This is a genomic window from Oceanobacillus sp. E9, assembly GCF_001741975.1.
Classification (GTDB): Bacteria; Bacillota; Bacilli; order Bacillales; family Amphibacillaceae; genus Oceanobacillus; species Oceanobacillus kimchii.
In genome coordinates this window covers 198,223-216,690 of sequence record NZ_LSNA01000008.1, presented here as the reverse complement: position 1 = coordinate 216,690, position 18,468 = coordinate 198,223, and the positions used below count along the sequence as shown (strand labels likewise).

Annotated in this window: 20 protein-coding genes, 1 pseudogene and 1 riboswitch; of the genes and pseudogenes, 9 read left to right on the top strand and 12 right to left on the bottom strand. The window is 34.9% G+C overall.

Annotation, left to right across the window (positions count from 1 at the left end; all coding sequences use genetic code 11):
* The first annotated feature begins 208 nt into the window (after window positions 1–208).
* On the top strand, window positions 209–1,120 hold the full coding sequence (gene metA, locus AQ616_RS14735) for a homoserine O-acetyltransferase MetA (protein ID WP_017795508.1): 912 nt from the start codon (window positions 209–211) through the stop codon (window positions 1,118–1,120).
* Window positions 1,121–1,140: 20 nt separating this feature from the next.
* Here metA and AQ616_RS14730 read toward each other — a convergent pair whose 3' ends face one another.
* From AQ616_RS14730 to AQ616_RS14720, 3 genes are all read right to left on the bottom strand, one after another.
* Window positions 1,141–1,932 carry a DUF3891 family protein gene (locus AQ616_RS14730; RefSeq protein WP_069686114.1) on the bottom strand — a complete coding sequence of 264 codons (792 nt, stop codon included), beginning with the start codon at window positions 1,930–1,932 and terminating at the stop codon, window positions 1,141–1,143.
* A gap of 71 nt (window positions 1,933–2,003) precedes the next feature.
* Entirely contained in the window at window positions 2,004–2,486 is a 483-nt protein-coding gene (locus tag AQ616_RS14725; protein WP_069686113.1) for a QueT transporter family protein, read from the bottom strand.
* 8 nt (window positions 2,487–2,494) lie between these two features.
* A riboswitch (PreQ1 riboswitch) is annotated at window positions 2,495–2,539 on the bottom strand.
* A gap of 326 nt (window positions 2,540–2,865) precedes the next feature.
* Window positions 2,866–3,060: a hypothetical protein gene (locus tag AQ616_RS14720; RefSeq protein WP_017795511.1), complete on the bottom strand. Its 195-nt coding sequence runs from the start codon at window positions 3,058–3,060 to the stop codon at window positions 2,866–2,868.
* A gap of 384 nt (window positions 3,061–3,444) precedes the next feature.
* Between AQ616_RS14720 and AQ616_RS14715 the strand changes: the two genes are divergently transcribed.
* The 3 genes from AQ616_RS14715 (at window position 3,445) to AQ616_RS14705 (ending at window position 5,993) form a co-directional block, all read left to right on the top strand.
* Window positions 3,445–3,882 carry a VOC family protein gene (locus tag AQ616_RS14715; protein WP_017795512.1) on the top strand — a complete coding sequence of 146 codons (438 nt, stop codon included), beginning with the start codon at window positions 3,445–3,447 and terminating at the stop codon, window positions 3,880–3,882.
* Between the two features lie 222 nt (window positions 3,883–4,104).
* Window positions 4,105–4,965: a VOC family protein gene (locus tag AQ616_RS14710; protein WP_069686112.1), complete on the top strand. Its 861-nt coding sequence runs from the start codon at window positions 4,105–4,107 to the stop codon at window positions 4,963–4,965.
* A 71-nt stretch (window positions 4,966–5,036) separates the two neighbouring features.
* The gene (locus tag AQ616_RS14705) at window positions 5,037–5,993 is read left to right on the top strand and encodes a calcium/sodium antiporter (protein WP_017795514.1); all 957 of its coding nucleotides are present in this window, start codon (window positions 5,037–5,039) and stop codon (window positions 5,991–5,993) included.
* 206 nt (window positions 5,994–6,199) lie between these two features.
* On the opposite strand, the gene AQ616_RS14700 is transcribed toward AQ616_RS14705, so the two are convergent.
* The 8 genes from AQ616_RS14700 to AQ616_RS14665 form a co-directional block, all read right to left on the bottom strand.
* Window positions 6,200–6,796, bottom strand: a complete 597-nt coding sequence (locus AQ616_RS14700) for an alpha/beta hydrolase (RefSeq protein ID WP_069686273.1) — start codon at window positions 6,794–6,796, stop codon at window positions 6,200–6,202.
* Window positions 6,797–6,800: 4 nt separating this feature from the next.
* Window positions 6,801–7,247: a MarR family winged helix-turn-helix transcriptional regulator gene (locus tag AQ616_RS14695; protein WP_017795516.1), complete on the bottom strand. Its 447-nt coding sequence runs from the start codon at window positions 7,245–7,247 to the stop codon at window positions 6,801–6,803.
* A 192-nt stretch (window positions 7,248–7,439) separates the two neighbouring features.
* Window positions 7,440–8,375, bottom strand: coding sequence for an aldo/keto reductase (locus AQ616_RS14690; protein WP_069686111.1), 936 nt, complete (start codon window positions 8,373–8,375; stop codon window positions 7,440–7,442).
* A gap of 75 nt (window positions 8,376–8,450) precedes the next feature.
* Window positions 8,451–9,218, bottom strand: a complete 768-nt coding sequence (locus tag AQ616_RS14685) for an ABC transporter permease (protein WP_017795518.1) — start codon at window positions 9,216–9,218, stop codon at window positions 8,451–8,453.
* Window positions 9,215–9,955, bottom strand: coding sequence for an ABC transporter ATP-binding protein (locus tag AQ616_RS14680; protein ID WP_017795519.1), 741 nt, complete (start codon window positions 9,953–9,955; stop codon window positions 9,215–9,217). The genes AQ616_RS14685 and AQ616_RS14680 overlap by 4 nt, the downstream gene beginning before the upstream one ends.
* 110 nt (window positions 9,956–10,065) lie before the next feature.
* Complete coding sequence (locus AQ616_RS14675; RefSeq protein ID WP_069686110.1) at window positions 10,066–11,661, bottom strand: Vga family ABC-F type ribosomal protection protein; 1,596 nt, start codon at window positions 11,659–11,661, stop codon at window positions 10,066–10,068.
* A 399-nt stretch (window positions 11,662–12,060) separates the two neighbouring features.
* Window positions 12,061–12,894, bottom strand: a complete 834-nt coding sequence (locus AQ616_RS14670; protein ID WP_017795521.1) for an ABC transporter ATP-binding protein — start codon at window positions 12,892–12,894, stop codon at window positions 12,061–12,063.
* A 341-nt stretch (window positions 12,895–13,235) separates the two neighbouring features.
* Window positions 13,236–14,201 carry an iron-hydroxamate ABC transporter substrate-binding protein gene (locus tag AQ616_RS14665; RefSeq protein WP_069686109.1) on the bottom strand — a complete coding sequence of 322 codons (966 nt, stop codon included), beginning with the start codon at window positions 14,199–14,201 and terminating at the stop codon, window positions 13,236–13,238.
* Between the two features lie 210 nt (window positions 14,202–14,411).
* On the opposite strand from AQ616_RS14665, the gene AQ616_RS14660 reads away from it, so the two are divergent.
* Together AQ616_RS14660 and AQ616_RS14655 are read left to right on the top strand one after the other, a co-directional pair.
* Window positions 14,412–15,425: a FecCD family ABC transporter permease gene (locus AQ616_RS14660; protein ID WP_017795523.1), complete on the top strand. Its 1,014-nt coding sequence runs from the start codon at window positions 14,412–14,414 to the stop codon at window positions 15,423–15,425.
* A pseudogene (locus AQ616_RS14655) lies at window positions 15,422–16,364 on the top strand (FecCD family ABC transporter permease). Before AQ616_RS14660 ends, AQ616_RS14655 begins: the two are co-directional and overlap by 4 nt.
* A 149-nt stretch (window positions 16,365–16,513) precedes the next feature.
* Here AQ616_RS14655 and AQ616_RS14650 read toward each other — a convergent pair.
* Window positions 16,514–16,954, bottom strand: a complete 441-nt coding sequence (locus tag AQ616_RS14650; protein ID WP_017795525.1) for a YaiI/YqxD family protein — start codon at window positions 16,952–16,954, stop codon at window positions 16,514–16,516.
* A gap of 92 nt (window positions 16,955–17,046) precedes the next feature.
* On the opposite strand from AQ616_RS14650, the gene AQ616_RS14645 reads away from it, so the two are divergent.
* The 3 genes from AQ616_RS14645 to AQ616_RS14635 are packed head-to-tail and all read left to right on the top strand — an operon-like array spanning window position 17,047 to window position 18,464.
* On the top strand, window positions 17,047–17,556 hold the full coding sequence (locus AQ616_RS14645; RefSeq protein ID WP_268258094.1) for a GNAT family N-acetyltransferase: 510 nt from the start codon (window positions 17,047–17,049) through the stop codon (window positions 17,554–17,556).
* 24 nt (window positions 17,557–17,580) lie between these two features.
* The gene (locus AQ616_RS14640) at window positions 17,581–17,844 is read left to right on the top strand and encodes a DUF3219 family protein (RefSeq protein WP_230199327.1); all 264 of its coding nucleotides are present in this window, start codon (window positions 17,581–17,583) and stop codon (window positions 17,842–17,844) included.
* A 59-nt stretch (window positions 17,845–17,903) separates the two neighbouring features.
* Window positions 17,904–18,464 (top strand): GNAT family N-acetyltransferase, encoded by a 561-nt coding sequence (locus AQ616_RS14635; RefSeq protein ID WP_069686108.1) that lies wholly within the window; start codon window positions 17,904–17,906, stop codon window positions 18,462–18,464.
* The last annotated feature ends 4 nt before the right edge of the window (window positions 18,465–18,468 follow it).

The following is an 18,468-nucleotide window of genomic DNA, read 5'->3' as shown; positions in this document are numbered from 1 at the left end:
TTTCAATAGATGTTTATAAAAGTTATGTAGATTATAAAATGGAGGACCTTCGTAAAACATCGGAACTCATCAAAAAAAGTAAAAAAGTAAGTGAATGAAAGGGTAATTATCTGTATCTTTTAGATGAAATTTTCAAAATAGGGTTGAACTTTTCACGTGAGGCTTTACAATAAAAATAACTTATTTGTAATTGTGGAGGGTACGAGAGATGCCGATTAAAATACCGATACACCTACCTGCAAAAGATATATTAGAAAAAGAGAATATTTTTGTGATGGATGAACAACGTGCGATTACGCAAGATATACGACCACTGAATATATTAATCCTCAATTTAATGCCTGAAAAGCAAAAGACAGAAACGCAATTATTGCGATTTCTAGGTAACACACCTCTGCAAGTTCATATTTCATTTTTACGAATGTCCTCGCATGAATCAAAGAATACGAGTAAGTATCATTTGGATACTTTTTATAAGAAGTTTAAAGAAATAAAATCCAAGAAGTTTGACGGGATGATTATTACAGGATCGCCTGTAGAGCATTTGCCATTTGAGGAGGTTGATTATTGGAAAGAATTACAGGAGATAATGAATTGGTCTAAAGATAATGTTACGTCAACATTGCATATTTGTTGGGGGGCACAGGCAGCTCTTTATCATCATTATGGTATTGATAAATATCATTTGCCACAAAAGTGTTTTGGTGTATATGAGCATAAGCTGCTTCATCCGCATGAACGTTTAGTGCGAGGGTTTGATGATTATTTCTTTGCACCACATTCTAGGTATACTGATGTATCTATAGATGAGATTGAAACACATCCAGATCTACAATTATTAGCAAAATCGGATGATGCTGGGGTATTCTTACTCGCTTCAAAAGATGGAAAGCACATTATGGCAACGGGGCATCTAGAATATAGTGCAGAGACTTTAGCAGAAGAATATCTTCGTGACCATCAAAGAGGTATTGATACGGCCATTCCAGAAAATTATTTTCCCGACGACAATCCGAAAAAGGATCCGAAATATCGTTGGAAAAGTCATTGTAGTCTACTATTTTCCAATTGGTTAAATTATTATGTTTATCAAGAAACTCCATATCAGTGGGGGGGATAGCACAGAAAAAGGCTTTCGAATTACTCGGAAGCCTTTTTAATATGACTTGGAGAAGAAATAAGTACGGGATGCTGTTCTAGAGTTGCTTGTTCATAGGCTTCTATAAGACCATGTTGTTGAATTTTTTGTCTGGATAATTGTTTATATTGAATAGAAATAGGAAAAGGTTTATCAAATGGAAAGTTATCCATAACAATGGTGTCTTCATTTTGCCAGTTTATTTGCAGCTGTTCATTGAGTACATGGTGTAAAGTATGATTCGTTGGAATTCCTTTTTTGAAAAATGGATGTTGTTTTTCTCCGGTAGCACCAGGCTCGTTCATACAAGCAAATAATGAAAGATTATCTGAAATTTGGAGCAGTCCGTAATGAAATTCAAACAAACGTTTGTTGAAATTCGGAAGTGTCCCTATGATACGTTCTTGTCTTGTTTCTTCATGTTCAACAAAAGCTTGTGCTTCAAGAGAAGTATTATTAGCTAAAAATCTTTTGTAATGTTCACTACACAGTAATGCAGCGTATAAATCCACTTTTTCTACTTCATTAATTCCATACTTATATAATACGGTTTTAGGTACATTAGGGAAATCGGCAAATGTATAAGGTTGATTGGTGACATCATTCCAAAATGGTTGGCGATCAAATTCTTTCCACCCCAAATCATGTTGGTAAGCAGCATAAAGAACAGAATTTCTCCATTCTTTACCTTGAAAGTGATCCAAATTCCAATTATCGAGTATATCTCCTGATATTTGAGCATGATCATCTTGTGTTATTAATATCAATTCATCTTCTCTTTCTCTAACAATCATTTTGTCCCATCCTCTCTTAAATGGTAGACTTTCAAAAAAGAACCTTAGACTTGTCTAAGGTTCTTTTTACTTTATATGAGCTTATCAAAACGTAGTCGCTTGTGCAAAGCATAGAATAATGGAATACCGATTAATAGTACACCAAATTCTCCAATTGCAGTTGTTAACCAAGTAAACCAAAAAGGAAGTTCTAGTGCAAGGTTCAATGCAAACGCAATGATAAACATATTAAACGTAAATACAATCGTATTTAGAAATAAGAGCGTTAATTTGTCCTTAATATATTTAGATAAGATAATAATAATTCCTAGTGAAATAACAGAGTGAGCAACCCCGAATACGAGGTCATACCAACCAAGTGGTGAATTAAGATTAACGATAAACACTCCAATTACAATTCCAAAGAAATAACGCTTATCAAATACGACTAAATGATTAAACATTTCTGAAATGCGAAATTGTATATTTGTAAAACCGAATGGTGCAATAGCTATAGAGACAACGACATATAAAGCCGCTATTAAGCCATTAATTACTAACGTTTTTACGTTCATATTTAATTGTCCTCCTAGTTTTTTTGCGTGGGATGGTTACGAACCACGTTAAACCTAAATTATGATAACAGTGTTTATCTAGATTTGTAAATAGTATTGTGTAAAATTTGTGTAAAAAGCATTCATAGATTCTCAAAAAACTAATTGCATTGTTTATTACTTTTTGTCCCTTACTAAATTTATAATAGTTGGACAAATATCTATATGAGGAGGGTTGATAAGTTATAGTAATATTTTTGCTAACATAATGTTTTCCCTACTAATTATGTTTTTTTTCGTACATGTATAATCTACATTTTTCTCGTAATTAACGATGAAAACTCTACTAAATCTCCATTAAAAAGAAGCGTGTTTAGGAACACGCTTTTTTAACTTCTTCTTATTTTTCTTTTATACTATAAATAACGTAGGCAATGATTCCGCTGGCAAAACCTAGTATAATTCCTATAGTTATTGACAAGAGTAAGTTTAATTGAAAGACAATGCCTAAAATGATACCGATAATACAACCTAATACCATACATAAAGGCATCACAATAGTCATGAGGTTATTAGCATTTTTTGAATTATCCATATCAAAACTCCTTAAAGCAAACTTCAAATAGTAACTTTTTCAGTTATTCATAAAATTCTAATATAAATTTACATCTTAGACAACCATTAATACAATAGTTGTAATGAACTATATTTGACAAAATTTCATTTAATTACTTATAATCGGTCAAAATGCATATAATCATTATAATTTAGTAAATAATATTTCTAACGGATTGTTAAGTATAGTAAAATTAATTTGATATTTAATAAAGTAGAAGTAGGAAAACTAGCTTCTACGATTTTTTCACGATTCTGTACTTTTGGTTGAGATAGGTTAGGCAATAGTAACTTGTAACTTTTTTTAAAGAAAGTGTGCTTTCTTACCCCTCTCTACGATAAAAAAATAAAAGGAGTGATAAAAATGACTGGAGTAGAAATTGATTTAGTAGTATCAGATAGCTTAAAAGCATTGGAGTATTACGAGAAGATATTTGATATTGAGCGAGTCGAGGTTTCAAAATTCTCGAAGGGTGAGAACGAGGTTATTTTCAGTCTCTATGGAGTACGTTTTCATATGCTGGATGAAAATCCAAAATTTGAATTAATAGCTCCAAGCCAAGATGATCCTAAAACGATATGGTTTAATGTATTAGTTCCTGACATTAATGACACATACACTAAGGCGATGGAACTGGGATGTGTTGAAGTACAAGCCGTGACAGACCTTCCTGACTACGGCGTTTCGAATGCTATGTTTATTGACCCTTTTGGATATTTATGGATGTTACATCAAGTATACAAAGAAGTATCACATGAAGAACGTTTAAAACTTTGGGAAGAAAAAAGAGATAGTATGTAAAAGAGTTTGTTTAAGGTTTTACTTTAACTTTTAAACATGAATGATATTGAATAGAAAACAGACTTTTTAAATGAAGGTCTGTTTTTATTTTACTGCAAATTATTTATCCCACAGGTAACAATAGATGGTAAGCTGGACAATATTGACCAGGTTCAATTATAAAGATATAATTAATTACATAAAGTAAGTTACTATTTAAACATAATAAAAGAGGGAATAAATATGGAAAATAAATTTTTTGAAACACCAACAATGTATATTCAAGACGTTACACTTCAAGTAAGTGATTTAGAAAGATCGATTTTATTTTATGAAGAGGTACTTGGGTTACATGTATTAAGAAAAGAGAATAATCAAGTAAAACTCAGCGCCAATGGTCAAGATGTAATTCTAACCTTGGAGCAACCAACGAACGTAATCTCAAAACAACGAAGAACCACAGGCTTATATCATGTGGCTATATTACTTCCAACCAAGGAAGACCTAGGAGCTTTTTTACGTCATTTTATGCAATTGGATATTTCAAATCAGGTGAAAATTGGAGCTTCTGATCATATTGTAAGCGAAGCGATATATATTTCAGATCCAGATGGAAATGGCTTAGAGATTGCAAGGGACCGTCCTTCTTCTGAATGGTCATGGAATGTAGATAATCAAGTCACCATGAGCACAGAACCCCTTGATGCGCATGGTTTATTAGAAGCTGCTATTCAACATAAATGGAATAGTGCTCCAGAGAATACCATTGTTGGGCATCTTCATTTACATGTGGACGATTTATCAAAAGCTAAGGAATTTTACACAGAGGGTCTAGGGTTTCAAATTGTCACAAAATACCCAGGTGCATTGTTTTTATCCGATGGGGGCTATCACCATCACTTAGCGGTTAATATCTGGAATGGAGAAGGTGCACCTAGCCCGCAAAAAAATGAAGTCGGGATTAAATATTATACGTTGCGTTATCCTTCTGAGGATAAAAAACAAGCTGCTATTCACCGATTAACTCGTTTAGGATACAAGGCAGAGGATGATATCGTCATAGATTCAGCAGGGAATATGATTTTATTAAGTAGTGAACAATAGAAATGGACGCAGTAACCATTAGAAGATAGAATGGATACAAGTTACTTTTTATAATCGAAAGGGTGGAAAACGTGGAGTATGTTTGGTTGGTAGTAGGATTTGCATTGTTAGTAAAAGGAGCGGACTGGTTTGTTGATGGTTCATCTAATATTGCAAAACTACTCCGGGTACCACCGATATTAATTGGGTTAACGATTGTTGCATTAGGAACGAGCTCACCCGAAGCTACTGTTAGTATTATTGCGGCATTACAAGGAACTGCAGATGTATCCATTGGTAATGTCGTAGGAAGTAATATTTTTAATATTACACTCACGGTTGGTTTAGCAGCTTTTATTTTTCCGCTTCGAGTACAAAATGAGACAATAAAAAAAGAAATTCCATTTACTTTACTAGCAAGTGTCGCTTTACTTATACTTATGTCCGATGTTTTTCTTCAAGGTCTTTCTTCGAATATGATAACAAGAAGTGATGGATTTATTCTGTTACTATTTTTAACTATCTTTATGTATTATATTATCGAAGTTGGCTTAAAAAGCCGGAAAGAATCGAGTGAGGAAGATTTTTCAAATGAAGATATTTCGTGGGGGAAGAATGGACTAATTACCATTATTGGTTTAGCTGGAATCATTGGTGGAGGTCAACTTGTTGTAACGAATGCTACTGAAATTGCTTATTCATTAGGGATGAGTGAAACACTTGTCGGTTTAACGATTGTTGCAATTGGAACTTCCCTGCCTGAATTAGTTACTTCGATATCGGCTGCGTTGAAAAAAGAAAGTGAAATTGCACTTGGTAATATTGTTGGAAGTAACATCTTTAACATTTTATTTGTGTTAGGTGCATCATCCGTAATTACACCGCTTGCAGTAAATGAAAAGATATTTACGGATATATGGCTTATGATTATTTTAACTGTCTTACTTCTTATTTTCTCAAGAACGAAATATCGAATTGGAAGAAAAGAAGGATTAGTTTTAGCTTTATTTTACATTGCCTATATGGTGTATATCATTATCCGAAATTAAAGGGGATTGGGGTCTAGAATAAGCGTAAGAAATTTACTCCTGGGAGTAAGGCATAGGTGAGACCCAGATGCATAAGCATCCGGAGGCTCGCCAGCCACCGCTGGATAAGCGAAGTATCTTTCTGAAGCGGGTTTTTTAGAAGTCATTCAATCTGATTTATGTTTTGAGTAAATACTTTTTTGTCCCGACTTCTTAAATTATATCATTTAGTTGTACCAGCTAGCTGCAGTTCTAACTTCGCTAATTGTTAACTGATGTCCATGATTCTCCCAATGAAGCTTTGTTTCAGCACCAGCTTCTTTGAGTAATTGTTCTAACTCCTCAGATTCCTTTGGCGCGCATATTGGATCATTGGTTCCAGCTGCGATAAATACACGTTTACCAGTTAAATTCGGAAGCTCGATCCCTCTTCGTGGCACCATTGGATGATGGAGAAGTGCTTGATCTAAAGAGTTTTCATAATGGAATAATAGACTTGCTGCTATGTTCGCCCCGTTAGAATAGCCAACTGCTGTTATTTTATTGCGGTCAAAATTATATTTCGCACTTGCTTCATTCAGAAATTGATGCAATTCTTCTGTTCGTTTAATTAGGTCCTCCTCATCAAACACACCTTCTGCGAGTCTACGGAAGAATCGAGGCATGCCATTTTCTAACACGTTTCCTCGCACACTGAGTATATTTGCTTCGTTATCAATAATTTCAGCTAGTGGCAGTAAGTCGTTTTCTGTTCCACCTGTACCGTGTAATAATAAAAGAGTAGGTTTATTTTTATTCGAACCAGGTTTGAAAATATGTTGCATTCTTTCACTTCCTTTCATTTATTTCTCCCATATTTTTTGTTCCTACTTTTTTTAATACATCAATAACAGTTTGTTTTTCTTCTTCTGAAATTCCATCAAATAGTTCTTCGATTACCCGTTGGTGTTTTGGAAAAATATCATCCATAATCTCTTTTCCCTTATCGGTAATTTCGATATAAACGGCACGACGGTCATCAGGATTACTCGAACGGGTAAGAAGTCCGTTATTCTCTAATTTATCAATGACATATGTGATAGAGCCAGTATTAATTAATACGGCTTCTGAAATTTCTCGAATAGTTTGCTTGCCTTTATGATACAATGCTTCTAATATCGTAAAATCTGAAGTGCGCATTCCGTGCTTTTTGATATCTTTTTTTGTAATTTCCTCTAGTGTGCGGGAAGCCTTCATAATGACAACAAATGCTTTTAATGAAAAGTTCTCAGACATTATTATTCCTCCTTAATATTTTTAATTAAACTATCTTTAATTAAGTTTATTTTATCGAATGTATATTACCTTGTCAACTAATCTGAAAAAAGAAGCTTGTACAATGATCACATGCTCCTCTAAAGAAAAATCTCACATGCTTTAGAGTGCAGTAAATTCTGTACAAGCTTCTTACTTTTTATACATCAACTATTATTTTGCAAAAAGCTCACTAATCATACTGAATTCATTATCAGTAAGTGTTACATCTAGTGCCCTAAGGTTATTAATGACTTGTTCAGGCCGTTTAGCACCAGGGATGACAGCATCAATTGCGTTATGCTTTAAATACCAAGCTAATACAATATGAGCAACTTCGGTATTTTTATCAGAAGCAAGCTGTTTTAACTGATCTACTTTGGCCAGTATTTGTTTAAATTGATCACCTTGATAATGTGGCATATCAGAACGGAAGTCTTCGAACGTACTGTTTACAGAATATTTACCTGCTAAAATTCCAGAAGCGAAAGGGAAGTAAGGGATAAAGGTAATATGATTATCCAAAGTGTAAGGGAAATAATCTGTCTCTGCATCTCGTTTTAATAAATTGTAATGTCCCTGTAGTACATCCACATATCCATCCTTATTGGCTTCTTTCACTTGTTCTGGTGAAAAATTTGATATTCCTATAGCTCGTATTTTTCCTGCGTCTTTTAATTCTTTTAGTGCCCCGACTGCTTCATCTTTAGGCGTCTTTTCATCAGGAAAATGGATATAGAATAAATCAATATAATCGGTTTGCAGTCGTTTTAGACTGTCGTCAACAGCTTCTTTTAAGAAGGTTGGAGAATTATTAACTCCTGCTTCTCCATCTATGACTGTTTGTGCAGCCTTGGTAGCAAGAACAACATCTGATCGATTTCCCATACTTGTTAATACTTGTCCAATTAACTCTTCTGAGCGACCATTTCCATAACCATATGCTGTATCAATAAAATCTAGCCCGTTTTCTATTCCAGTTTGAACCAGAGATTTTCCAACTTCTTCATCTAAATTTGGATAAATATTGTGGCCGCCAACTGCATTAGCGCCTAAACCAATCGGGTTAATGATTACATCTGACTTACCGAGTTTTACGTTTTGGGTCATTTGTATCTCTCCTTTAGGTTTTGATATTACTATTGTAAAAGTCTACAAGCGCATATACAAGCAAATAAACTTCAATTAGTTTCCTTGTTTCGTACGTAATTTTATCATTTGCATTTTTTCATTAAAGAGCGTTGGGTAAGATAAGAAACCGAGCATAATACTTGTTACGGAAGCAGTTGTTAGTAATAAGAATAAGATAAGTAATTGAAATTGAACCGCTTGAATTGGATCTGCACCAGCAATTATTTGTCCACTCATCATACCAGGTAATTGAACCAATCCGATTGTTTTCTGACTCTCGATAGTTGGAATCAGGCTTGCCTTAATAGAATGAATTAACGAAGTATGGATTGCTTGTCGGGGAGTACCTCCAAGCGAAAGAATTAATTCCGTTTCATTTTCTCTCGTTTCGATCTCAGAGGTAAAACGATTTAAAAATAAAATTGATAATACCATGGAATTCCCAACCATCATTCCGCTAATTGGAATAATATATTGCGCAGTTGCTGGTGTAATTTGAAATCCTAATAAAATTGTTTGCGTGAGCACTTCAATAAGGACAAAAGTTGTAACGAGCTTCCAAGTGATACCCTTAATAGAAGCTCCTTTTTTTCGAGCATTGTGTGTGGCTGCTGTAATCATTAATACAACCATAAGTATAATAAAAATGTAGTTGTCAGCTTCAAATACTAAAGCAAGCACATAACCAACTGCAAATAACTGAATGATGGAACGAATCGTTGCTATAAGTGTGTCTTTTTCTAATCCTAAATTTAATGATTTAGACAATACAAGGGGAATAAGGACGAAAATTAATGAGAGTGCCAGCGCTGCTATGGTCATGATAATTCCCCCTTTACAAATTCACGAACTGCTGGACTCTTAGGATTTTCAAGAAGTTTACTGTCACCTGATTCCAATAGTGATCCGTTCATCATTACCCAACTGTAATCACCGATGGATAAAGCTTGTTCAATATTATGCGTAATCCAAGCAATTGTAACGCCATTTTCTTGGTTTAGCTTTTTAATCAATTGCTCGATGTCTCGTTTAGATATACGATCTAACGAAGAGGTGATTTCATCAAGTAAAAGAATACTCGGTTCATTCACCAATGTTCGTGCGATTGATATTTTTTGCTTCTGACCTCCGGATAAATCTGCTACATTACGATGTAATAATCCCTTATCCAGTCCTACTTGTTCAAGAAGAGAGAGGGCTGTCAATTCATCTAGCGATTCTCCTTTTAATGTTTTAGGTAAAGCAAGATTTTTCATAACTGTTCCACTAAGCATAGTCGCTTGTTGCAAAGCTAGTCCCACATTTCTTCTTACGGTCGTAGGCTCTAATGTGGAAATAGATTCTCCAAAAAGACGGATTTCACCTTTATCAGGTGAAATTAGACCATTACACAGACGGAAAAGAGTTGTTTTTCCAGCTCCAGATGGTCCTACAAAAGTGGTGATTTTTCCTTTTGGAATCACCCCTGATACTTGTTTTATAATCGATATGTCACCATCAGAGAAGCTGACATTCTCTAAATGGAGGGCTGTTTCTTCATGATTGTGTGAATCTGACATGGTATGTTCCTTTCTTAGCTCAGTTTTCGTTGTATATGTTTAGTTATACCCTTAATATAATTTATCAAAAGTAAAAAGAGAACGCATTTCGAAAAGAAATGCGTCGTCAGTTACATTTTATTATTAATTTGCTCAATAACTGTTTTTTTCTCTTTTAGTAGTTCTTGAAATTGTTGATCTAATTCTTCAGATGGGTTTAAGCTAAGTTTCCCTAATACTTCTGTGATTTTATTTTCGATAATCAATTTTTGCTGCTCAAGAGCATCTTCTTGTTCATGGGTTTTAGTTTGTACATCTTGATATGATGAATAACTACCATCGAAGGCATGCAATTGTTTTTCTTTGATTTCTACTATTCGGGTTGCTATTTGATTAATGAAATGACGATCGTGAGATACAAATAGTATGGTTCCTTCATACCCTTGTAATAAATCTTCTAGTGCTTCAACTGCTTCAATATCGAGAAAGTTCGTCGGTTCATCGAGGACAAGCATATTAATATCACTCACAAACAGTTTTGCAAAAGCTACTTTGACTTGTTCTCCGCCACTTAATACATGTACCGGTTTATGCACATCTTCATGGAAAAAGTGCAGTCGAGCTAAAACGGTGCGAATCAGTGATTCTTGTTGCTTCGATGTTTCCTGAACGTTTTCAAGAATGGATTTCTCTGTATTAAGCACTGATAGATTTTGACTGAAATAACCAATTTTTATGGAGGGATTAATAGTAATTCCATTGGGATTATTACTAATGATTTTTTTTATAAGAGTCGTTTTTCCAGTTCCGTTTTCTCCTATGATTGCTAGTTTATCTCCACCTTTAACATAGAGGCTTGTGGATTCCCATAATAGTTTTCCTGATACCTTTCCTTCTACATCTTCCATTCGTATGATGATTTTTCCAGATATTTTATCTTGCATGGGTAAGGCCATTTTTATAGGAGGGGTATCATTTACTTTTTCTACTTTTTCTAAATTTTCTAGCCGTGTTTCCAGTGCTTTTGCTGTCTTCTGTAATTTCTTTTGTTTTTTCGCAAAGTAAGGTTTTGCACCTGTGATTTTAGCTTCAGAGCGGCTTACTTGTTTCGGTTTTTTGGTAGCTCTTTGTGCTCGATGCTCTTTTTTTTCGATTGCGGTTTCAAGTTGTTGTTTCTTTTGTTGATATTGTTCGTACGCATGTTGTTGTTGTTGTACCTCAAGATCTTTTTGTTCTCGGTAGTCAGAATAATTTCCTTTGTAGATTTTTATCTTACTATCTTCTAGTTCCCAAATGCTCGTGCAAAGCTTATCTAAGAAAAAGCGGTCATGGGAAACAATGATTAATGCACCTTCCCAAGCAGATAATTTTTTCTCTACCCATTCAATGTGTTTGGTATCGAGATTCGTTGTTGGTTCATCTGCTAATAAAAGTCCTGCCTTGGATTTTAAGGAATTAATAATATATTCTTGGGTAACCTCGCCGCCACTTTTTGTAGTGTCTTTTCTTTTTAGTTGAGGTAAAAGTTCAACTTGAGTATAGATCTCTATGCTTCCGGAATCAGGGTTTCGCTTTTTTGCCAATAATTCTAAAAGTGTTGATTTTCCAGTTCCATTGGGACCAACTAATCCAATGCGGTCATTGTCCGAAATAGACAGTTGATCAATATTTATTAATGTTCTATCTTTTATCGCATACTGAACATGATTGATTTCCAATATTGTCATATAATCATCTCCTTTTTATTTTTAGGAGACAAAAAAGCCCCCGTTCTTTTCCAGAACAGGGGGTAGCACCGGGTATTGTCTATGGGAAATAGAGCTATCCCATAGCACAAATACAAGGAAAGATAGAAGCTAATCCTGTTCTGGAAAATTCAATTAAACACAACAAAACATATCGATGGTGTTTACACACGATAGTCTCTTATGTCAATATGAATTTTCTTTGATTAATAACAGGATTAGTACTTCATGTTCCCTTGATTCACCCTTTCGATTCAAATGTTATTGTCATTATAACGGAAAGAAAAAAGAATGTCATCCTTATTTTGAAAAATAGGCGATAAAAAGAAGTAAAAGATACCCCCTCAAAACGATGAGTTTTGAGGGGGTATAAATAGCAGCTTACAAAGCCGTTGAAGCAGGGTTATTCATAGATTCTTTTATAGCGCAATTTCTTCCTCTTCCATGGGGAATACACATTGGTGTTCCAAAAATTGGATCACAGGCGATATTGCAACGCATACGAAATACGTCAGAAACCAACTCGCTTGAAATTGTATCTTCTGGTCTGCCTTGTGCATAGACCTTTTTATCTTTTATTGCTATGATGTGATGAGCATAACGGCTAGCAAGATTCAAGTCATGTAATACCATTATGATCGTACGATTATCTTTTTCATTTAGTTCGAATAGTAAATCTAGAACATCAATCTGATGAGTTAAGTCTAAATAAGTAGTTGGCTCATCCAATAGAATGATATCTGTTTCTTGTGCCAGTGTTAAAGCAATCCACGCACGTTGGCGTTGACCACCTGATAAAGAATCAACTGGTTCATTCATTAATTCACGCATATTGGTATCTTCAAGTGCACGTAAAACTGCATCTTCATCTTCTTGAGACCATTGTTTCATCATTTTGCGATAAGGATGTCTGCCTTGTTTTACTAGTTCATAAACAGTAAGCCCTTCAGGACTTGCTGGAGATTGTGGTAATATAGAAAGGTTTTGAGCAACCTCTTTCGTTCGCATTTTTGCTATATTTTGCCCGTTTAGGACAACCGATCCGTCCTTAGGCTTCAATAATCGAGCTAAAGAACGTAATAACGTTGATTTCCCACATCCATTTGGGCCGATGAATACAGTGATTTCTCCTTTTGGTATGGAGATATCTAGTTCATCGATGATGATACGATCACCGAATCCGAGTGTTAAGTTGTTCGCTGTCAATGTATCCAACGTAATCGCCTCCCGGTTCAAAACACGTACATTTTGACGCTATTATCATTTTATTGGTTAAAATGTCATTCGTCAATGATAATGATTTTCAATTAGATTAGAATGTCTCTAATTTATCATAAAAAGTTAACCTTCGACTCTTTAATTATAGCTAAGGAGAAATATCCATAAATGAGGAATCAATGAATAATTGGAAAAAGACTGAAACATAAGTAATCAATCAAAAGATAAATCCAAATAAATGACGTTTAAAATCTACTCAGCTCTTAAGTCTTTGAGTATTTCTTAATATCATTCGTCTTTTGAGCAATACTTTTTTGTCTCAGTCTCTTCTAGTTTTTTTATTTAAAGATATTAATTAATTCATCGATTGTTTGTTCATACGCTTTAATACCACTGTTTGTCCAATTGCTTTGGTCTTCTATGTGATAAACTTGATCATTTTGAACGGCTTTTGTATTTTGCCAAACATTACTATTGTTTAACGTTTCAATACCTTCGTCGTCTTCAAGTCCAAGGATGACTACATGATCTGCATCGAGTTCTGATAACTTTTCTAGAGAAATAGGATCCCAAGTAGCTTCTGTCTCGCCTAAGTCTTTCACTAGTTGAGGAACTTCTACCCCTAATTCTGAGTAAACCATGTTAGCAGCGTGACGATTTTCTTCAAATAAGAAGTATTGACCACCAACTACCCACATAAATGCTACTGACTCGTCTTCTAAAATATCCTCAAGCTCCGTATTTGCTTCTTCTACTTTAGTTTCATAATCAGCTATTGCTTGCTCAGCTTCATCTTCTTTACCAAGTAGCTCTCCAAAACGTGACAATTGTACTTGCCAGTCTGAAGTTTCTTCTTGGCTCATCACATAGGTAGGTGCGATTGCTGAATAATCTTCATAAGTTCCTTCATAGCTATCAAAACTATTTTCTAATATAATTAGGTCAGGTTCATAGCTTAGTACTTGCTCTAAAGGCATTGTCCATTCGATCGTTTCTACATCCTGAAGGTCTTCTTCTAAATAGTTTTGTACACTTTCACCAATTGCCCATTTTGCTGTAGGTGTAATTCCAAGCGCTAGCAGTGTGTCTTCGTGATAAGGGGCTAATATTTTTTCCGGATTCGCAGGGATGGTTACTTCTCCCATTTCAGAATCTACGGTTTGCTCTGTATTTTCTTCGGTATTACTGTCCGAATCGTTATCTGTAGCATCATTATTGTCATCGCTACCACAAGCAGCTAAAAGCAATACTATAGCAATGAATAATACGGCATACAGTCTATTTTTAGATAAGTAATTATACATGATTCAATCTCCTCTATGTTATAATGTTCACCTAACGCCAATGATAATTACTTTCAATTAGAAAGTCAATGTAATCTTCTGTTGTCAGGCAGACGTTTTATTACTTTGAAAAAACGTTCATAAGATACGTAGTTTAAATATATCAAAAAAGCTAAATGGAGCTTGAACACAATTATTCAAAATATGCTTATCTTACTTAGGAGTCTTTACATGAAAACTTTTACACAATCTACCATATCAAAATTGGGTTTAAATATAATTGGTTTATGTTTAATCGTTTTTTCAATTGGAATATCTATTTCCTATGGTGCCACAAACATAGATTTACATACAGTTTGGAACGCTGTTGTAAATTTTAATCCAGATAATCAATCTCACCAAGTTATCCAGGAGTTACGCATTCCTAGAGCATTATCTGCTGCCTTAGTTGGTGCATTTTTAGCAGTATCAGGTACTGTAATGCAAGGGATGACTCGAAACCCATTAGCTTCTCCGTCCATTATGGGTGTTACCGATGGTGCTGCATTTGCTCTGGTTATAATGATGGCTTTTTTTCCTTCAGTATCAAGTGGAGGACTGACGCTAGGATCGTTTATAGGTGCGGGTGTGGCTGTTACACTTGTATTTTTAGTTGGTTCGTTCTCAAGTAGTGGGCTAACTCCAGTGAAATTAGCTCTAGCAGGTGTAGCTATTGGTACGCTTTTACGATCTGTATCATCTGTAATTTCATTGCATTTTCAGCTGGAAAAAGATATTGGTTTTTGGCTTGCGGGTGGATTGGATGGATCAAACTGGGGATCCGTTCAACTGTTAGTCTTGATTGGCATTTTAGGAATGTTGATTGCATTATCTATTTCAAAATCTATTACAGTCTTAAGTCTGGGCGATGATTTATCAACAGGTCTAGGTCAAAATAATATGGTAATTAAGATAATGGGTATCATTTCAGTATTATTATTAACAGGAGTGGCGGTATCGATTGCAGGTTCTATTGGGTTTGTGGGTTTAATTATTCCTCATATCACTCGGTTTATTATTGGTACAGACTATCGATGGGTCATACCTACTTCAGCTGTGTTTGGATCTCTCCTTTTAGTAAATGCAGATTTAGTTGCGAGAATGATTAACGCACCGTTCGAAACACCAGTTGGTGCAATTACATCTATCATTGGAGTACCATTCTTCCTCTACTTAGCAAGAGGTAGCGGGGGTGACAAGAAATGAATGAATTAGAACAGGTAAAGTGGAAACGTTTTTGGACGATTAGTGGAGTATTAATTGTATTAATGATAGGTTTTTCTTTTCTCAGTTTAAATTTGGGAATAATCTCTATATCCCCAAAAGAGGTAATACAAACACTAATGCAAAATGGTACGGATCGGCAAGAACTGGTGTTATTTAATTTTCGGTTACCTGGAATTATTCTTGCATTATTAATTGGAGCAGGCTTAGCAGTTTCTGGAGCTATTATGCAAGGGATTACCCAGAATGGATTAGCCGATCCTGGTATTCTGGGAATTAACACAGGAGCAGGATTTGCGATTGTATTATTCTTATTTTTCTTTCAAGGTGTTATACCGAGTTTAAGCCCGCTGTCTATATTTGCAATGCCGTTTGTTGCTTGTTGGAATTGGTGTAAATGCAGCTTTTAGTGCATTACTGACTATTATGCAATTGAAAATGGACCCGCAGAATTACCGACAAGTAACTATTTGGTTATCGGGTGATATATGGAATGCTAGCTGGAATTTCGTATTTGCTTTATTACCATGGATGCTTATACTCATTCCTATTGCCATTAAAAAGTCAAAATCGCTTAACGTTTTTAACTTAGGGGATGATGTAGCTTCTGGCTTGGGTATCAAAGTGGAAAAGGAAAGAGGATTACTTTTATTCATTGCGGTTGCGTTAGCTGGAGCATCTGTAGCTGCAGGAGGAGCAATTGCTTTCTTAGGGTTAGTAGTACCTCATATAGTTAAAAAAATAGTTGGGCCCATGCACCAATATGTAATACCAATCTCAGCTTTACTTGGTGCAGTTTTATTAATGGTAGCCGATATAATTGGAAGCAATTTATTAGCTCCAAGTTCTGTTCCGGTTGGTATTGTAGTTTCGATAGTAAGTACTCCATACTTTATCTATTTATTAATGAAAACAAAGTAGGATAAACTAGAAAGAAGTTAGAGTTGTTCTTATTAGCCTAAATTTAGTTTTTGTGGCAAATTGGAAACCAATTAAAGTACGGATAGAAACGCCTCCATTGTTGCTAGTGTATGTGCAACAATAGAGGCGTTTTTTCAAACATAGTTGGATTACTTAGTAATATACTGAAGAAATAATTGATTGAAATTCATTCGATCTTCTTCCGTCAATGCTTTAGGTCCTTTCGTACGTTTCCCGCTTTTTCTCTCTTTTGCACTTAAGTATCGAGATTGTAATAATTGATCGATATTATGATTTGTGTAGGCAAATCCTTTATGATGAAGTACATAACAACCTTTTGCTAAAGCTAGAGAGGCTAACCCATAATCTTGTGTGACGATGATATCTCCTTTGCGTGCTAATTGCATAATCCGATAATCCGCAGCATCTGCACCAGTATCTACATAAATAGTTTCGACATGAGCCGGATGTTCATGAAGGGAATAATGAGATAGACTGGTTACAAGAGTAACGGATATATTATGGTTTCCAGCTTCTTTAATAATAATGTCTTTCACTGGACAAGCATCCGCATCCACATATACTTTCATTTATTTCGCTCCCTCATATATACTAAATATATTGTACCGAAATCACCGCTAATTGGAAAATATAAATCAAAAGAAGATTTGAGGTGTCCGATGTGATAATAGTAGAAAAAATGAAGAAATCAGATTGGAATGCAGTATTGAACATATATATTGAAGGAATGGAAACAAAGAATGCAACCTTTGAAACAAAAAAACCAGAATGGGAGAGCTGGGAAGATTGGGACAAGGATCACCTAACAACCTGTAGATTAGTTGTAAAAGAGGGAGCCAAGGTATTAGGTTGGGCTGCATTATTACCTATATCATCTCGACAATTTTATTCAGGGGTTGCAGAGGTTAGTATTTATTTAGATAAGGATAGTCTTGGAAAAGGTATTGGTTCCATGTTAATGGAATCATTAATTGTACAAAGTGAAAAAGAAGGGTTTTGGATGTTGCAATCCGAAATTTTTCCTGAGAATATAGGCAGCATCAGGTTACATGATAAATTTTCCTTTCGTAAAGTAGGAGTTAGAGAAAAGATTGGAAAGATGGAAGGAATGGATAACGGATGGCGAGATGTAGTTTTAATGGAAAGAAGAAGTGAAAAAGTAGGAGTATAATTAGGAGGCAATACTTTGGTAATTGTGTTAAACAACCATGAATTAATTGCTAGAGATGTTAAGTTAAAGGATCAAAATGAAAAAACAGAGTTGTCGTTTTACTTTAAAGTGACGAGTGAAACCTATCACGATATTACGGTATTATTATATGAAAATGATTTTCGAGTACAAATACCAGAAAAAAACATAACGTTTTCAGCCACAATTGGGCAATACGCAACATCAATTAATAATTTATATGAAGAAGGAAAAGAAGGGGACTTTTTCTTATTACTTGTTGAAAAATAAGCTTCAATATTTCATAGTAAACCGTTAATAAGTGAATAACTATATTTGGGGGAATGAGGATGGAACCGATATTAATAGAGTTTCCCGATTACGTGGAGACAGAGAGGTTATTGATTCGAGCACCGAAGTTAGATGATTGGAAGGAATTACATGAGGCAGTACGTGCTTCCAAAGCAGAGTTAGAACCATGGCTTCCGTTTGCACGAAATGATGAATCAGAAGAAGAGCGTAAAGCAAATACGAAGGAAGCATATGTAAACTTTATTGCGAGAAAAGATTTGCGTTTTCATGTTTACAGTAAAGAAACGGGGAAATTTATTGCTTCAACCGGATTACATCGAATTGACTGGAAAGCAAGAAAGTTTGAAATTGGTTATTGGATAGATTCCCGTCAAAGTGGTAAAGGATACGTGACAGAGGTTGTCCATGGATTAACCCGGTTTGCATTTGAACAATTAGAAGCAAATCGAGTAGAAATTCGTTGTGACTCTAAAAATACAAAAAGCAGAGCAGTTGCAGAAAGAGCTGGATTTGATCTTGAGGGAATCTTGAGAAATGATGAGATTGATCATAAAGGAAGTTTACGTGACACATGTATTTTTTCAAAAATAAAACTATAAAGGG

Coding starts and splice junctions, on each gene's coding strand:
- metA (WP_017795508.1), top strand. CDS start 209: ATGCCGATTAAAATACCGATACACCTACCTGCAAAAGATATATTAGAA.
- AQ616_RS14730 (WP_069686114.1), bottom strand. CDS start 1,932: ATGATTGTTAGAGAAAGAGAAGATGAATTGATATTAATAACACAAGAT.
- AQ616_RS14725 (WP_069686113.1), bottom strand. CDS start 2,486: ATGAACGTAAAAACGTTAGTAATTAATGGCTTAATAGCGGCTTTATAT.
- AQ616_RS14720 (WP_017795511.1), bottom strand. CDS start 3,060: ATGGATAATTCAAAAAATGCTAATAACCTCATGACTATTGTGATGCCT.
- AQ616_RS14715 (WP_017795512.1), top strand. CDS start 3,445: ATGACTGGAGTAGAAATTGATTTAGTAGTATCAGATAGCTTAAAAGCA.
- AQ616_RS14710 (WP_069686112.1), top strand. CDS start 4,105: ATGGAAAATAAATTTTTTGAAACACCAACAATGTATATTCAAGACGTT.
- AQ616_RS14700 (WP_069686273.1), bottom strand. CDS start 6,796: ATGCAACATATTTTCAAACCTGGTTCGAATAAAAATAAACCTACTCTT.
- AQ616_RS14695 (WP_017795516.1), bottom strand. CDS start 7,247: ATGTCTGAGAACTTTTCATTAAAAGCATTTGTTGTCATTATGAAGGCT.
- AQ616_RS14690 (WP_069686111.1), bottom strand. CDS start 8,375: ATGACCCAAAACGTAAAACTCGGTAAGTCAGATGTAATCATTAACCCG.
- AQ616_RS14685 (WP_017795518.1), bottom strand. CDS start 9,218: ATGACCATAGCAGCGCTGGCACTCTCATTAATTTTCGTCCTTATTCCC.
- AQ616_RS14680 (WP_017795519.1), bottom strand. CDS start 9,955: ATGTCAGATTCACACAATCATGAAGAAACAGCCCTCCATTTAGAGAAT.
- AQ616_RS14675 (WP_069686110.1), bottom strand. CDS start 11,661: ATGACAATATTGGAAATCAATCATGTTCAGTATGCGATAAAAGATAGA.
- AQ616_RS14665 (WP_069686109.1), bottom strand. CDS start 14,201: ATGTATAATTACTTATCTAAAAATAGACTGTATGCCGTATTATTCATT.
- AQ616_RS14660 (WP_017795523.1), top strand. CDS start 14,412: ATGAAAACTTTTACACAATCTACCATATCAAAATTGGGTTTAAATATA.
- AQ616_RS14650 (WP_017795525.1), bottom strand. CDS start 16,954: ATGAAAGTATATGTGGATGCGGATGCTTGTCCAGTGAAAGACATTATT.
- AQ616_RS14635 (WP_069686108.1), top strand. CDS start 17,904: ATGGAACCGATATTAATAGAGTTTCCCGATTACGTGGAGACAGAGAGG.